Raw genomic sequence first — 14462 nt, 5'->3', positions numbered from 1 at the left:
CCGGACTCCCGCCGCCCGCACGAGCCGCGCCGAGTCCCGGCGCGCTGACACCGGCGGCGCGGGATGGCATCCTGCGGAGAGTCAGCGCTCCGCGGCGGAGCCGGACAGGGGAGAAACCATGAGCGGGGTCGTTCGCATTCGCCACGTCAAGATTCCGGTCGGCGACCTCGCCCGCAGCGTCGCCTGGTACCGGGATCTGCTGCGGCTCACCCTGGCCGCCGAGTTCCGGGATCAGGGCGTGCTGCGCGGCGCGCAGCTCATGGACGCGAACGGCTTCGGCATCGCGCTGCGCGAACGCGAATTCTGCGCGAGCAAGCCCGATCTCGCGGGCTTCGACGTCGTCGCCCTGGAGGTCGGCGCGGTCGAGGATCTGCACGAGCTGGTCCGCCGGGCCGACGAACTCGGCGCCGAGCACACCGGCGTCACCGACCGCGGCGAATACGGCGCGTTCCTGGATCTCATCGACCCGGACGGCACCGTGATTCGGGTGCTGGCCGACAACCCGCTGCACGCAGGGCGTTTCATCGGCGTGGATTCCGACGCCGACGGCGGCTTCACCCTGTACGACACCCCCACCCTCTGACGGGTTCCGTGCCCGAAATCACGGCCGCACAGCACTTTTCAGCGGTGTGCACCGAGCGATCCCGGTGTCGGCGGTACACCGGCCCGCCCACCGCCGGCGGTCCGGTGAACGCCGCGCCCGCGTGCCGGACCGTCCGCCGCATCCCGAGTCGCGGTGCCCGCCCAGCCGACCTCGCATGGAGCCGGATGCGGAGCAGATCTCCCGCACCACCCGGCCCGGAAACGCCGACAACCCCGATCCATCCGCGGGACCGGGGTTGTCCGAACAGCGTGGGGCGCGAGCCCGCGGGTCAGGCCGAATCCGCGGATTCGGCCTTGGGCGCAGCGGGCTTCTCGAGCTTCGCGATGCCGTGCTCGGTGCCCTCGTCCGCTTCCTGATCCGGTTCGGGATGCTCCGGGGAGAAGGTCGCGGGCAGATTCTTCAGGTGCTTGTTCATATTGCGCACCAGCAGCACCGTGCCCGCCAGCAGCAACAGCACGATCACCAGGCCCAGCGGTGACGCCTTGCCGAATTCCGGGCCGGTGGGCGAATTATTGGTCTGGGCGAGCAGGTCGAGAATCATCGGTCGGCGTCCTCGGTGTCGGCGTCATCGATACCCGTGAACAGGTCGATCTCGGGGATTGCGGTGCGCACCCGGGTCTGCGCCAGCTCGAATTCCTCGGTCGGCCACATCTTCTGCTGCAATTCCGTGGGAATGGCGAAGAACGGGCCGTTGGGGTCGATCTGGGTCGCGTGGGCGCGCAGCGCCTCGTCCCGGGCCGGGAAGTACTTGGCGCATTCGACCTGGGTGGTCACCCGCGACATGATGTCCCCGCGCTCGGCCGCGTAGCCCCGCATGCGGTCCATCCACTCCTGCATCGGGAAAGGCTCACCGCGCGAGGCGTATTCGTCGGCGAACGCCTCCAGCCGGGCCAGGCTGAAACCGTGGTTGTAGTACAGCTTCAGCGGCGTCCACGGCTCACCCGCGTCCGGGAACTTCTCGGCGTCACCGGCGGTCTCGAACGCCGCGACCGACACCTTGTGGCACATGATGTGGTCGGGATGCGGGTAGCCGCCCATTTCGTCGTACGTGGTGATGACGTGCGGCTTGAACTCGCGCACGACGCGCACCAGCGCCTCGGTGGCCTCGTCCAGCGGCACCAGCGCGAAACTGCCCTCGGGCAGAGGCGGCATCGGATCACCTTCGGGCAGACCGGAATCGGTGTAACCGAGCCACATCTGGTCGACGCCGAGCGCGGCGGCCGCGGCCGCCATCTCCTCGCGCCGCACCTCGCTGATGCGGTCCTTGATACCCGGGGTATCCATGGCCGGATTGAGAATGTCGCCGCGTTCGCCACCGGTCAGGGTGACGACGAGCACCTCATTACCTTCGGCCGCATAGCGCGCGGTGGTTGCCGCGCCCTTGCTGGATTCGTCGTCGGGGTGGGCGTGTACCGCCATGAGGCGAAGACCACTCACTTCGCGTTCACCTCACCGATCACTTTTTCACCTCATCGCTCTCCGCCGAGTCCAGGCAGGGGGTGTCCGATCTCCATTACCTATAGTTCCATCCGACCGTCGTTTGTTCCGACCTACCCCCCGGGAGCGTCCAGTCATGAGCGAAAGACCGGCCGATCGCTACGGGGTCGGGCGACGTAAGACCCCGCGCTGGCTGCCCGTCGCGCTGACCCTCGCGGTCGCGATCGTGGGCTGTGGCGTGGCGTATCTCGGGTTCAAGCAGTACGGACCCAAGGACATCGAACCCGAGCGGCTCGGGTACACGGTGGTCGACGACTCGACGGTTTCGGTGGAATTCAAGGTGACGCGCGACGACCCGAAGAAACCGGTCGTCTGCTACGTTCGCGCACTGGATGCCGACGGCGTCGAAGTCGGCCGGCGCGAGGTCCTCATCCCGGGCTCCGACGCCGGCACGGTACTGTTCACCACCACGCTGAAGACCTCCGCACGAGCGGGCGCGGGCAACATCTACGGCTGCAGCGACGAAGTACCCGCCTACCTGCGCGCCGGGTGAAAAGTCCGGTCCAGAACCCGCTTTGATGCTTCTACCTGCATCTATGCGATTCGTGCTAAAATAACGCAACACACGGTTCCGGGGTTCGGAGCCGTGTTTGCTGCATTGGCGGCCGGCGCTGTCGGGTACCTCCCCCAGGATCGCTCTTGCCGTCCGCTGTTGCCATGCCCGGCTCCGGTGGGTGCGGCAACGGATTTCAGAGGGAATCCCGGCTTGCCGGGGACAACTACTAGGGAGTGATCGAGATGACTGAGACAGTGACCTGGCTGACCCCGGAGTCGCACGAGAGGCTCACGAGCGAACTCGGCGCGCTCATTGCCAACCGTCCGGTCATTGCGGCCGAGATCAACGAGCGTCGCGAAGAAGGCGACCTCAAGGAGAACGGCGGCTACCACGCCGCGCGCGAGGAGCAGGGCCAGCAGGAGGCGCGGATCCGCCAGCTGCAGGAACTCCTCAACAACGCCAAGGTCGGCATCGCCCCGACCAAGTCCGGCGTCGCGCTGCCCGGCTCGGTCGTCAAGGTCTACTACGACGGCGACGAGAGCGACAGCGAGACCTTCCTCATCGCCACCCGCGAAGAGGGCCTGGGCAACTCCGAACTGGAGACCTACTCCCCCAATTCCCCGCTCGGCGGCGCGCTCATCGATGCCAAGGTCGGCGAGACCCGCGAATACCAGCTGCCCAACGGCAAGGTCATGAAGGTGACCCTGGTGTCGGCGGAGCCGTACCACAGCTGAGGTAGGCGAGACGGACACAGCGGCCCCCGGTCCACACGGACCGGGGGCCGTCCTGTGCGCGGGTGCGCGACGCACCGCCCGGACGGGACGACGCTCTGCCCGGACCGAACGCGGCACTGCCCGGACAGGACCGGACACCGCCCCGGGCGAGCGGCGTGCAACCCCGAGCGCGCGATGTACAGGCCGCATCGAACGACACGGCGTCGTAGACGAACGACGAAGCCCCGCGCCGATTCCGGTGCGGGGCTTCGTGTTCGCCATATGTGTGCGCTTCCTACGCGAGGGCCTGCTTCAGGTCCGCCAGCAGATCGCCGATGTCCTCGATGCCGACCGACAGCCGGACCAGATCCGCCGGGACCTCGAGGGCCGAGCCCGCGGTCGAGGCATGGGTCATCGCGCCCGGATGCTCGATCAGCGACTCCACGCCACCGAGCGACTCGGCCAGGGTGAAGATCTTGGTGCGGGCGCAGAAGTCCAGCGCCGCGGGATGACCGCCGTGCACGCGCACCGAGATCATGCCGCCGAACCGGCGCATCTGCTTCTGGGCGACCTCGTGGCTCGGGTGCTCGGCCAGACCGGGGTAGATGACCTGCGCGATCTTGGGATGATTCGCCAGGAACTCGGCGATGGCCTCGGCGTTGTCGCAGTGCCGGTCCATGCGCAGGGCCAGGGTCTTGATGCCGCGCATCGTCAGGAACGCGTCGAACGGGCCCGGGACGCCGCCCGAACCGTTCTGCAGGAACGCGAACTTGACGTCCAGCTCCTGGTCGTTCGTGATGAGCGCGCCGCCCACCACATCGGAGTGCCCGCCGATGTACTTGGTGGTCGAGTGGAGCACGATGTCCGCGCCCAGCAGCAGCGGCTGCTGCAGGTACGGGGACGCGAAGGTGTTGTCCACCACCAGTTTCGCGCCGCCTGCGTGCGCGACGTCGGCCAGCGCCGAGATGTCGCCGATGTTCAGCAGCGGGTTGGTCGGGGTCTCGACCCACACCAGGCGGGTGTTCGGGCGCATGGCCGCGGCCACCGCGGCCGGATCGTTCACGTGTGCCACCGAGTACTCGATGCCCCACTGGGTGAAGACCTTGTCGATGAGCCGGAACGTGCCGCCGTAGGCGTCATCCGGAATGACCAGGTGGTCTCCCGGGCGCAGGATCGCACGCAGCGCACAGTCGGTCGCGGCCATACCGGAGGAGAAGGCTCGTCCGTAGGCGCCGGATTCGAGCGCGGCCAGATTGGCCTCCAGGGCGGTACGGGTCGGGTTGCCCGTCCGCGCGTACTCGTAACCACCACGCATACCGCCCACGCCGTCCTGGGCGAAGGTGGAGCTCGCGTAGATCGGCACATTCACCGCGCCGGTCTGGGGATCCGGCTCGTACCCGGCGTGCACCGCCCGCGTGGAGAAACCAAGCTGCTCACTCATACCCGTCAGCCTAGGTCGCCACCGGTTCGCTCCCCACCCCGGGCACGCCCCGGGTGGCCGAACTCACCCGCACACCGGACACAACGCCCCGACCAGCCGACTTCCGACCGAACGGGCGCGGCGCACACCGGACCGCGTAACCGCGGGATCGAGTCCGGCACGGGCCGGGCGCTCGCGCAGGGACAGCGGGGCCGCGTACCGGTGAATCCGGTGGCGCACACCGGCGCATTCGCCGCCCGCGCGTGCCGGGCGCCGGAGCGAACCGGCGGGCCGGGTCCTCGTGCGCGCCCGGCCCGGGTCCTAGGCTGAGCCCATGGTCTCCGTAGATGAACTGTTCGCCATCGACTCCCTGCTGAGCGCCGAGGAACGCGAGATTCGCGACACCGTGCGCGCGTTCGCGACCGAACGGCTGCGGCCGCACGTGGCGGAGTGGTTCGAGGCGGGCACGTTCCCCGTCCGCGAGGTCGCCCCGGAGCTGGGCAAGCTGGGTCTGCTGGGCATGCACCTGGACGGCTACGGCTGCGCGGGCACCTCGGCGACCGCGTACGGACTGGCCTGCATGGAGGTCGAGGCCGTGGATTCCGGTGTGCGCAGCCTGGTTTCGGTCCAGGGCTCACTGGCCATGACCGCCATCCACAAGTACGGCTCCGAGGAGCAGAAGCAGCGCTGGCTGCCGGAGATGGCGGCGGGCCGATTGATCGGCTGCTTCGGATTGACCGAACCGGACTTCGGCTCCAACCCCGGCGGCATGCGCACCCGGGCCCGGCGCGAGGGCGACGACTGGATCCTGGACGGGTCCAAGATGTGGATCACCAACGGCTCGGTCGCCGATGTCGCCATCATCTGGGCGCAGTCGCGCGAGGGCGAGCGCGACACCATCCGCGGCTTCGTGGTGCCCACGGACACACCGGGTTTCAGCGCCCGCGAGATGCACCGCAAGCTGTCGCTGCGCGCCTCGATCACCGCCGAACTCTCGCTCGACGGCGTGCGCCTGCCCGCCGACGCCCTGCTGCCCGACGCGCGCGGACTGGCCGCCCCGCTGGGCTGTCTGTCCGAGGCGCGCTTCGGCATCATCTTCGGCGCGCTCGGCGCGGCCCGCGACTGCCTGTCCGCCACCATCGAATATGCCCGCACCCGTGAGGTTTTCGACAAACCCCTGGCCGCGTACCAGCTGACCCAGGCCAAGCTCGCCGATATGGCGGTCGAGCTCGGCAAGGGCCAGTTGCTGGCGCTGCATCTGGGCAGGCTCAAGGACCGGCACGAGATTCGCGCCGAGCAGATCAGCGCGGGCAAGCTCAACAGCACCCGCGAAGCCATCGCCATCGCCCGCGAATGCCGAACCATCTTGGGCGCCAACGGCATTACACTGGATTACCCGGTGCTGCGGCACGCCAACAACCTCGAGTCGGTGCTCACCTACGAGGGCACGGCCGAGGTGCACCAGCTGGTGCTCGGCGAGGCGCTGACGGGATCCAAGGCGTTCCGCTGACGGGATCCGAAACTTTCCGCTGACCGCCGGATCACCGCCCGCCAGGCCCGCGGCCTCGCCGCCGGCCGGTGCCGGAAGCTGCCGGGAAGTGACACTGGCGCAGATGCGCTATATCTCACAGCACACTGCCGGGAGAGCATGCCGATTGCTAGCATGACCAGGTGTTATTGCCCGGCTCCGCGCTGCTCGTCGTTTCGGCGCGTAAGACTTTGAACCGCCTGCAACGCACGCACGGAGTTCCGGTCCGCTCGGCCGCTCGGGAATTTCCGGGCCTGCTCGCGGTGCTCGATCAGCATGCCGCCTCCGTCCGCGACATTCTCGACGCGGGTGTGGAGAATTCCAGCGCCGTACCGGTGAGCGTGCTGCTCGCCGGTTACGCGCGGGGATTGCTCGAGGATCTGCGGGAATCCGGCGAACCGCGGCCCGAGTGCGCACCGGAGTGGCAGACGGCGGACTGGGTGCATCTGCGGCTGGCCGCGGTGTGCGCCCTCGCGCACGCCGACTGAGCGTTCTCGACGACCGGGCTTTCCCACCGGCCGGGCGTGCGGTTCGGCCGAGCCGTATACGTCCGGCGCACGCGCGATTCGTGACGGTTGCCCGGTGCACGGCCCGGCGGCACGGCAAACTTCACCCGGACAGCGAAACGGCCCGCGTTCCGAAGGACGCGGGCCGTCTTTTCGCCTCGATCGGACGGGCCTGGTTCGACCCGTTCGTTAGCTACGGCATTCCGGGCTGATTGCCACGATCGGGCATCTGACCACCCTGACCGGGGTAACCCTGACCCTGATCCGGATAGCCCCGGCCCTGATCCGGGTAACCCGACCCCTGGTAGCCCTGCCCCTGACCTTGCTGCTGACCACCCTGCGGGCCGTAACCCTGCGGCCGGTAGCCGGGCGTGCCCGCCGACTGCTCCGCCCACTTCCCGGGCGGATTCTGGTGCGCGCCCACGGGCTGGTGCTGCTGCCCGCCCATGCCCTGCTGCTGTTGCGCCATCATCGCCTGCTGCTGGGCAGCCGCCGAACGCTGACGGGCGGCGTCCTCCCGGCCGCGCTGATACGCCTCGGCGTGCCCCTTCATCTCGGGCATCTCACCCTCGATGGTCTCCAGCCAGCCTTCCCAGCGCTGCTGCATCGGCCGCACCAGACCGCCGCCGACACCGACGATCAGCACGCCGCCGATCACGGCGAGCACGGTGATGAGAATGGGCATGGTGACCGAGGTCGCGACCCCGATCTGATTGAGCGCGGCGATCAGGCCGACGCCCCAGATGAACACCGCCGCAACACGTCCCATCATCCGGCCGTAGGACAGACCGCTGAGCATGTTCGCGATCATGTCCATGACCACGCGGGCGATGGCGCCCGCGATGCAGACGATGACGATGGCGATGGCCAGTCGCGGCAGCCAGGCCACGATGCCATTGAGCATGTCGCTGATGGGATTCGGGCCGAAAACGCCGAAACCCAGTTGCAGCGTGAGCAATAGAACCGCGTAGTACGCCAGCTTCGCGATGATTCCGACCGCGTCGTAGCGACTGTCGGCGAGCATGTCCTTGATGCCGCCGCGCTCAACGAGCCGATCGAAGCCGACCTGATGCAGAATCCGCGTCACCAGCCGGGCCACGATCTTGGCCACGATCCAGCCGATGACCAGGATGGCCAGGAATCCGGCGAATTTGGGCACGAACGTGGCGACCGAACTCCACGCGTCGGAGAGCCCCTGCTGGATATCGATAGCCAAACTCGAGGTGTGCATATGGAACCCCGTCCCTTCGCTACCTGCTCCGGTTCCGGCCCGATGCCGAAACTTTGCTCCAAGGGCGATTTATACCCGCAGCCGATCGGCTCATTCGTCAGTTTGCGAAATAGTTGCCAAATCGGGTGCTCGGGAATTGCTGGACGGGACACGGCGAACGCCGGCAACCATCGGGGCGGCCCGGATACACGAACGGTGCGTACCGAGTATCCACTCGGTACGCACCGGGGCCGAACAGGCCGGGCCGGACTCAGTACGCGCTGTTGACGTTGTCCATCGAGCCGTAGCGGTGCGCGGCGTAGTTGCAGGCGGCCACGATGTTGGAGACCGGGTTCCAGACATCGAACGGGGTGCCCTCGACGTGGTACGCGGCGAAGGTCGGATCGATGACCTGGAGCAGCCCCTTGGACGGGATGCCGTTGATGGCATTGATGTCGTAGAGGTTGATGGCCTGCGGGTTACCGCTGGACTCCCGGATGATGTTGCGGAAGATGCCGTCGTAGCTGCCGGGGATGCCCTTGGCGGCCATGATGTCGAGCGCCTGGCGGATCCAGCCGTCGAGGTTGTTGGCGTAGACCGGGGCCGGCGGCGGCGCGATGGGCTCGGGCTCCGGCATGGGGGCCGGGGCGGGCACGATGGCGGCAGCGGCGGCCAGTGCGGCGTCGGCGGGGGTCTCGACCTTCTCGACCTTCTCGATCGCGGTCGGCACGGCGACGGCGGCGGTGAGGGAGTCCTTCAGGGCCGCGGGCTGCACGTCGTCCGAGGCCGCACCGGCGGCGGTGACGATGGAACCGAACACGGTGAGGGCGAGGGCGGCGGTGCCGGCGGTACGGGCGGCGGCGACCACCCTGCTGCGTTTGGCAGGGTCACGCAGCGCAGTCATGGCATTCGTAGGCATGGCGAATTTGATTCCTGTTCGGTTTCTGGGCTCGCAGGCCGAGGGAAGGCAGCGCTGACCAGACGGGTACCGTGGGGGTAGTCCGCTCCAGCGCTCGGGCTGTTTCGCGTTTCTGTTGTGAAACCCGTTACGGGCCAAGGAATTCTGACGTTGCAGGAGTCCTGCGGAGACGTCTGCGGCCGATGGGGCCGCGGTGCTTCAGCGCACCGGGGTGGTGATCGCGTTCCGCATGTGAGTTCGCATCTCCTTGCGTCAACCAGACTTGGGGTCTGTTTCCAACAAGGTCACAGCTTGATTGCGCCGGGTGAACACAGCTTGACTCAAAAGTGAACGGAAGGTGAACTGGCCCGCCTGGCAGTCCGTTTACCTGCATTAATACATGCACTGACCTGGTGATTCAATTCAAACCACGAAGTGTTTCGGATCACAGAACAATTTCGATCGGATGACGCGATATACCTCAAATCGACCATTTTTCGGTCGCCGAGGTACCCCGCGGGACTGATTTTTCGAAGGCTTCGACTCAGGCCGGAGACTGCGCCGGGGCCACCGCGGGCACCGAGAATCTGCGCAGGGCTCGCATCAACAGCGGGAGCATCAGCATCATCAGCAACAGGCGCAGGGTCTGCACGCTGGTGATCAGGGGCAGGTTGGCGTTCATCTTGTCGGCGGTGGCCAGCACGGCGTTGATACCGCCCGGCGTGGTGGCCAGGTAGAGGTCCGACATCTGCAGATCGACCACATTCGCCAGGCCGAGCGCGAGCGCCGCCACGATGCCGCTCAGCGCCAGTACGGCCGCCGTCATGCCGGGGATCATGCGGGCCATCTGGCGCACCACCTCGCGGGTGAAGCGGGTACCGACCTCGAAGCCGATGAGCACGAACAGCAGATCCTTGAACAAATGCGTCGGCGCGTACCCGTGCGAGATCCCGGCGGCGGTGAGCAGAGCGGTGAGCAGCATCGGACCCAGCAGCGCGGCATTGGGCAGATTGACCTTGCGGCCGAGCCACGTGCCCAGCACGCACAGCATGATCGCGATCGAGATGCCCGCCACCTGGTCGCCGCGACCGACGATCATCCAGTACGGCAGTTCGGGATTGGTCACACCGCCACCGAGAGTGGTTGTGCGGTAAGAGATTCCGGCTTCCTCGTCGAGTAGAGCGGCGATGGCCGGTGCGCTCAGCGCGACCAGCGCCACTCGCAGGTACTGCATGAACGCCACCCGGCGCGGATCAGCGTTCAGCTCGTCGGCGGCCGCGACCACCGCCGCCGATCCGCCCGCGAGCAGGCCCAGGGTCGCGGTCGGCACGTCCACCTTGGCCGCGCGCGCGAAGACCAGCGCGACGGCCACGCTCACCAGCACGGTCGCGGCGGTGACCAGCAGGACGGGCAGCAGATCGAGGCCGATCGAGGTCAGCAGCTCGACCTGGAGATAGCTGCCCATCAGCACGCCCAGCATGCCCTGCACGCCGATGCTCACCTGTTTGGGCAGCGGCTGCGGCAAACGCCCGCTCATGGCCAGCGCCGCGCCGACCACGATGGCCAGAATCATCTGCGGGGCCGGAAACCCCACGCGATCCAGCAGTGCCGCGCCGCCGAGGACCCCGGCCGACAACAGCACCCAACTGAGCGCCTGCCTTCGGTTCATACGAGCCGATCCTGCTCGTCAACCATGAACGGAGAGTAACAGCGCAGTTATCGCGCGGACCGGCCGTTGTGACTTCCGATGCACAACCGAAAAGACAAGGGGGAGACCACAAATCACATACGGGTAATTCGCTGGCCGCGGCGGTTGCGCGCTCGGTCGGGCGCTGTGGCTAACGCGCGGTCCGGAAACGCGAACGCCCGCCGGCGCGGAGAGCGCGGGCGGGCGTCGCGGGATGTCGTTTCGCTACGCGAGCGAACCCTCGCTCAGGAAGCCGAGCAGATCGTGCCGGGTGATCACGCCGACCGGCTTGCCGTCGTCGACCACCATGAGCGCGTCGGTCGACTCGAGCAGCTTGGTGGCCGCCGACACCGGCTCACCCGAGCCGATGAGCGGGAAGCCCGGGCTCATGTGCTGCGCCACGGAATCGGTCAGCTTCGCCCGGCCCTCGAAGACCGCCGAGAGCAGATCGCGCTCGGTCACGCTGCCCGCGACCTCGCCGGCCATGACCGGCGGCTCCGCGCCGACGACCGGCATCTGCGAGACGCCGTACTCGCGCAGGATCTCGATCGCGTCGCGCAGGGTCTCCTGCGGGTGGGTGTGCACCAGATCGGGCAGCTCGCCCGACTTGCCGCGCAGCACATCGCCGACGTGGGTCTCGTCGGTCCGGCCGTCCAGGCGGGTGCGCAGGAAGCCGTAGGAGCTCATCCACTGATCGTTGAAGATCTTGGACAGGTAGCCGCGGCCGCCGTCCGGCAGCAGCACGACCACGACCGCGTCCGGATCGCGCTCGGCGACCTTGAGTGCGGCCACGACCGCCATGCCGCAGGAGCCGCCGACCAGCAGGCCCTCCTCGCGGGCCAGGCGGCGGGTCATCTCGAAGGAATCGGCGTCGGAGACCGCGATGATCTCGTCCGGGATGGCCGGGTCGTAGGCGGTCGGCCAGAAGTCCTCGCCCACGCCCTCGACCAGGTACGGGCGGCCGGTGCCGCCGGAGTACACCGAGCCCTCGGGATCCGCGCCGATGACCTTGACCTTGCCGCCCGAGATCTCCTTCAGGTAGCGGCCGGTGCCGGAAATCGTGCCGCCGGTGCCGACGCCCGCCACGAAGTGCGTGACCTTGCCGTCGGTGTCGCGCCAGATCTCCGGGCCGGTGGTCTCGTAGTGCGACTCCGGACCGCCCGGGTTGGAGTACTGGTTCGGCTTCCAGGCGCCCTCGATCTCACGAACCAGGCGATCGGAGACGTTGTAGTAGCTGTCCGGATCCTCCGGCGCGACGGCGGTCGGGCAGACCACGACCTCGGCGCCGTAGGCGCGCAGCACATTGCGCTTGTCCTCGGAAACCTTGTCCGGGCAGACGAACACGCACTTGTAGCCGCGCTGCTGCGCGACCAGGGCCAGACCGACACCGGTGTTGCCGGAGGTCGGCTCGACGATCGTGCCGCCGGGCTTCAGCAGCCCGGCCTCTTCGGCGGCGTCGATCATCTTGACGGCGATGCGGTCCTTCGAGCTGCCGCCCGGGTTCAGGTATTCCACCTTCGCCGCCACCAGGCCCGAGTTCGGACCCACCACGGAGTTCAGTCGAACGAGTGGAGTGTTTCCGATCAGATCGACCACGGAGTTAGCGATGCGCATACCCCTCATCGTTGCAGAAAGGATATCGGCGCTTACGCGCACGTAGGCGATCTCACGTCGGCGGGAAATTACCATCGCCGCATGAGGACGCCGAACCACCTGCGTGCCACCGTGCTCCTCGGGTGCATCGCCGCCGCGACCACGATCGCCGCGACCGCTCCGGCCCACGCACGGACCTTCGAATTCCCCCAGCTACCAACCACCTTCCAGCCCAGCCCGTGCGGCGGCAGCATCCGCACCTGGGCCGAGACGAGCCCGAGCTACGGGGGTCGCGCCATTCTCAACGTGCGCGCCAACCCGATCGCCGGGCTCGGTCCAGGGCCCTGGATTTTCGCGCCGCTGTGCGAGAACCTGACCACCATCGCCTGGCGCAACACCAACACCGGGGCCACCGGCGAATACCGGGTGACCGTGGTCGCGGGCATCTACGGCAGCATCCAGTACGCCCAGTTCCAGGACACCGGCCCCGGCCACATCGTCACCACCATCTACTCCGACACCCTGCACGTCCCCCAGTTCGGCGCGTTCGACGTCCCGGCCCCGATCGCCCCGGCGCCCGAGGACGACTAGAACCGGCCTTTCACCCGCGGGTGAGTCCAATCCCACAGTTCAGTGATTGGGATACCGGCATACCGGGCGTAGGGCGCTCGACACACCCGTCGTACATTCGAAGTGGTTCACTCACGCTAGTAAGGAGTCCTCATGGCTGAGGCCGTTATCGTTTCGTACGCCCGCTCCCCCATCGGTCGTGCGCACAAGGGTTCGCTGGTCGGCATGCGCCCGGACGACCTCGCGGCTCAGATGGTCCGCGCGGCCCTGGACAAGGTCCCCGCCCTGGCCGCCAGCGATATCGACGACCTCATGCTCGGCAGCGGCCAGCCCGCCGGTGAGGCCGGCTTCAACATGGCCCGTGCCGTGGCCGTGCAGCTGGGCTACGACTACCTGCCCGGCGTCACCGTCAACCGGTACTGCTCCTCCTCGCTGCAGACCACCCGGATGGCCTTCCACGCCATCAAGGCGGGCGAGGGCGACGTGTTCATCTCCGCGGGCGTCGAGACCGTGTCGCGCTTCCCGAAGGGCACCGCCGACGGCTGGCCCGACACCCACAACCTGCTGTTCGCCGATGCCGAGGCCCGCACCAAGGCCACCTCCGCGGCCAACACCTCGTGGGTCGACCCGCGCGAGAACGACCTGCTGCCGGACGTGTACATCGGCATGGGCGAGACCGCCGAGAACGTCGCCACCTTCACCGGCATCTCCCGCGAGGACCAGGACCACTGGGGCGTGCGCTCGCAGCAGCGTGCCGAAGAGGCCATCAAGTCCGGCTTCTTCGAGCGCGAGATCACCCCGGTGACCCTGCCCGACGGCACCGTCGTCTCCACCGACGACGGCCCGCGCGCCGGCACCACCTACGAGAAGATCTCGCAGCTCAAGCCCGTCTTCCGTGCCGACGGCACCGTCACCGCCGGTAACGCCTGCCCGCTGAACGACGGCGCCGCCGCGCTCGTCGTCATGAGCGACACCAAGGCCAAGGCCCTGGGCCTGACCCCGCTCGCCCGCGTCGTGTCCACCGGCGTGTCCGGCCTGTCCCCCGAGATCATGGGCCTCGGCCCGATCGAGGCGGTCAAGAAGGCGCTCGGCAACGCGAACCTCACCGTCGGCGATCTCGATCTCTACGAGATCAACGAGGCCTTCGCGGTGCAGGTGCTGGGCTCGGCCCGCGCGCTGAAGCTGGACGAGGACAAGCTGAACATCTCCGGCGGCGCGATCGCGCTCGGCCACCCGTTCGGCATGACCGGCGCCCGCATCACCGCGACCCTGATCAACAACCTGCAGACCCAGGACAAGCAGTTCGGCCTGGAGACCATGTGCGTCGGCGGCGGCCAGGGCATGGCGATGATCATCGAGCGCCTCAGCTGATAGCTGCGGTGCCTCGGCCTCCGGCCTAGAGAGAGGGTGGTTTGGGGGCCCTGCCCCCGAACCCCCACGGGGCGCGGAGGGACCGGTCGAACTCGCGGCTGAAGTCTCCGCCGAACCGGACAGGGGCACGAGGGTCCGGCTTGCACTCGCGGTTGAAATCACCGCCAGACCTCTGCGGCGCCTGGGGTTCCGGACTGCATCCGCGGTTGGGACCTCCACCGCCGAGTCTCGAGCGAAGGTTTGAGGCAGGACCACCGCCTTGCTGTTCCGAGGGCTCGTGTGCCTCCTACCTGGGGGTCCGGGGGCATGGCCCCCGGTCACTTCAGGACAGCGCATCAGCCCCCCCCGCAGGTTCCGCGCGTGTTTTTT

The 14462-nt window shown here is 68.0% G+C and carries 14 protein-coding genes; 7 read left to right on the top strand and 7 right to left on the bottom strand.

The features are described from left to right. Nucleotides 1-118 precede the first annotated feature (118 nt). Nucleotides 119-583 (top strand): VOC family protein, encoded by a 465-nt coding sequence (locus tag ABZ319_RS37330; RefSeq protein WP_354991303.1) that lies wholly within the window; start codon nucleotides 119-121, stop codon nucleotides 581-583. 289 nt (nucleotides 584-872) lie between these two features. Here the strand turns inward: ABZ319_RS37330 and ABZ319_RS37325 are convergent, their stop codons facing one another. Together ABZ319_RS37325 and mca are read right to left on the bottom strand one after the other, a co-directional pair. Continuing rightward, nucleotides 873-1145, bottom strand: a complete 273-nt coding sequence (locus ABZ319_RS37325; protein WP_354991302.1) for a hypothetical protein — start codon at nucleotides 1143-1145, stop codon at nucleotides 873-875. Next, on the bottom strand, nucleotides 1142-2023 hold the full coding sequence (gene mca / locus ABZ319_RS37320; protein ID WP_354991304.1) for a mycothiol conjugate amidase Mca: 882 nt from the start codon (nucleotides 2021-2023) through the stop codon (nucleotides 1142-1144). Before mca ends, ABZ319_RS37325 begins: the two co-directional genes overlap by 4 nt. Before the next feature lie 154 nt (nucleotides 2024-2177). Here mca and ABZ319_RS37315 point away from each other — a divergent pair, with 154 nt between their 5' ends. After that, nucleotides 2178-2594: a DUF4307 domain-containing protein gene (locus ABZ319_RS37315; protein WP_354991301.1), complete on the top strand. Its 417-nt coding sequence runs from the start codon at nucleotides 2178-2180 to the stop codon at nucleotides 2592-2594. A 245-nt stretch (nucleotides 2595-2839) separates the two neighbouring features. Next, nucleotides 2840-3331, top strand: coding sequence for a transcription elongation factor GreA (gene greA / locus ABZ319_RS37310; RefSeq protein WP_354991300.1), 492 nt, complete (start codon nucleotides 2840-2842; stop codon nucleotides 3329-3331). Between the two features lie 274 nt (nucleotides 3332-3605). On the opposite strand, the gene ABZ319_RS37305 is transcribed toward greA, so the two are convergent. Next, nucleotides 3606-4751 carry a cystathionine gamma-synthase gene (locus ABZ319_RS37305; protein WP_354991299.1) on the bottom strand — a complete coding sequence of 382 codons (1146 nt, stop codon included), beginning with the start codon at nucleotides 4749-4751 and terminating at the stop codon, nucleotides 3606-3608. Nucleotides 4752-5064: 313 nt separating this feature from the next. Between ABZ319_RS37305 and ABZ319_RS37300 the strand changes: the two genes are divergently transcribed. Together ABZ319_RS37300 and ABZ319_RS37295 are read left to right on the top strand one after the other, a co-directional pair. After that, nucleotides 5065-6240 (top strand): acyl-CoA dehydrogenase family protein, encoded by a 1176-nt coding sequence (locus ABZ319_RS37300; protein WP_354991298.1) that lies wholly within the window; start codon nucleotides 5065-5067, stop codon nucleotides 6238-6240. A gap of 161 nt (nucleotides 6241-6401) precedes the next feature. Further along, entirely contained in the window at nucleotides 6402-6746 is a 345-nt protein-coding gene (locus ABZ319_RS37295; RefSeq protein ID WP_354991297.1) for a DUF6401 family natural product biosynthesis protein, read from the top strand. Nucleotides 6747-6957: 211 nt separating this feature from the next. Here the strand turns inward: ABZ319_RS37295 and ABZ319_RS37290 are convergent, their stop codons facing one another. The 4 genes from ABZ319_RS37290 to ABZ319_RS37275 form a co-directional block, all read right to left on the bottom strand. After that, nucleotides 6958-7995: a hypothetical protein gene (locus tag ABZ319_RS37290; RefSeq protein ID WP_354991296.1), complete on the bottom strand. Its 1038-nt coding sequence runs from the start codon at nucleotides 7993-7995 to the stop codon at nucleotides 6958-6960. A 250-nt stretch (nucleotides 7996-8245) separates the two neighbouring features. Beyond that, the gene (locus ABZ319_RS37285) at nucleotides 8246-8878 is read right to left on the bottom strand and encodes a transglycosylase SLT domain-containing protein (protein ID WP_354991295.1); all 633 of its coding nucleotides are present in this window, start codon (nucleotides 8876-8878) and stop codon (nucleotides 8246-8248) included. 538 nt (nucleotides 8879-9416) lie between these two features. Continuing rightward, entirely contained in the window at nucleotides 9417-10541 is a 1125-nt protein-coding gene (locus ABZ319_RS37280) for an AbrB family transcriptional regulator (protein WP_354991294.1), read from the bottom strand. Nucleotides 10542-10784: 243 nt separating this feature from the next. Beyond that, the gene (locus ABZ319_RS37275; RefSeq protein ID WP_354991293.1) at nucleotides 10785-12173 is read right to left on the bottom strand and encodes a cystathionine beta-synthase; all 1389 of its coding nucleotides are present in this window, start codon (nucleotides 12171-12173) and stop codon (nucleotides 10785-10787) included. Between the two features lie 81 nt (nucleotides 12174-12254). Here ABZ319_RS37275 and ABZ319_RS37270 point away from each other — a divergent pair, with 81 nt between their 5' ends. Beyond that, nucleotides 12255-12743, top strand: coding sequence for a hypothetical protein (locus ABZ319_RS37270; protein ID WP_354991292.1), 489 nt, complete (start codon nucleotides 12255-12257; stop codon nucleotides 12741-12743). A 132-nt stretch (nucleotides 12744-12875) separates the two neighbouring features. Beyond that, the gene (locus ABZ319_RS37265) at nucleotides 12876-14093 is read left to right on the top strand and encodes an acetyl-CoA C-acetyltransferase (RefSeq protein WP_354991291.1); all 1218 of its coding nucleotides are present in this window, start codon (nucleotides 12876-12878) and stop codon (nucleotides 14091-14093) included. Nucleotides 14094-14462 lie beyond the last annotated feature (369 nt).

This window comes from Nocardia sp. NPDC005978 (assembly GCF_040614455.1).
In the GTDB taxonomy this organism is placed as follows: Bacteria; Actinomycetota; Actinomycetes; order Mycobacteriales; family Mycobacteriaceae; genus Nocardia.
Note: the sequence above shows the minus strand (reverse complement) of the source record. Positions and strands in the feature narration are given on the sequence as shown.

Excerpts from the sequence above, each read along its gene's own strand:
- ABZ319_RS37330 (WP_354991303.1), top strand. The coding sequence starts at position 119 with ATGAGCGGGGTCGTTCGCATTCGCCACGTCAAGATTCCGGTCGGCGAC.
- ABZ319_RS37325 (WP_354991302.1), bottom strand. The coding sequence starts at position 1,145 with ATGATTCTCGACCTGCTCGCCCAGACCAATAATTCGCCCACCGGCCCG.
- mca (WP_354991304.1), bottom strand. The coding sequence starts at position 2,023 with ATGGCGGTACACGCCCACCCCGACGACGAATCCAGCAAGGGCGCGGCA.
- ABZ319_RS37315 (WP_354991301.1), top strand. The coding sequence starts at position 2,178 with ATGAGCGAAAGACCGGCCGATCGCTACGGGGTCGGGCGACGTAAGACC.
- greA (WP_354991300.1), top strand. The coding sequence starts at position 2,840 with ATGACTGAGACAGTGACCTGGCTGACCCCGGAGTCGCACGAGAGGCTC.
- ABZ319_RS37305 (WP_354991299.1), bottom strand. The coding sequence starts at position 4,751 with ATGAGTGAGCAGCTTGGTTTCTCCACGCGGGCGGTGCACGCCGGGTAC.
- ABZ319_RS37300 (WP_354991298.1), top strand. The coding sequence starts at position 5,065 with ATGGTCTCCGTAGATGAACTGTTCGCCATCGACTCCCTGCTGAGCGCC.
- ABZ319_RS37290 (WP_354991296.1), bottom strand. The coding sequence starts at position 7,995 with ATGCACACCTCGAGTTTGGCTATCGATATCCAGCAGGGGCTCTCCGAC.
- ABZ319_RS37285 (WP_354991295.1), bottom strand. The coding sequence starts at position 8,878 with ATGACTGCGCTGCGTGACCCTGCCAAACGCAGCAGGGTGGTCGCCGCC.
- ABZ319_RS37280 (WP_354991294.1), bottom strand. The coding sequence starts at position 10,541 with ATGAACCGAAGGCAGGCGCTCAGTTGGGTGCTGTTGTCGGCCGGGGTC.
- ABZ319_RS37275 (WP_354991293.1), bottom strand. The coding sequence starts at position 12,173 with ATGCGCATCGCTAACTCCGTGGTCGATCTGATCGGAAACACTCCACTC.
- ABZ319_RS37270 (WP_354991292.1), top strand. The coding sequence starts at position 12,255 with ATGAGGACGCCGAACCACCTGCGTGCCACCGTGCTCCTCGGGTGCATC.
- ABZ319_RS37265 (WP_354991291.1), top strand. The coding sequence starts at position 12,876 with ATGGCTGAGGCCGTTATCGTTTCGTACGCCCGCTCCCCCATCGGTCGT.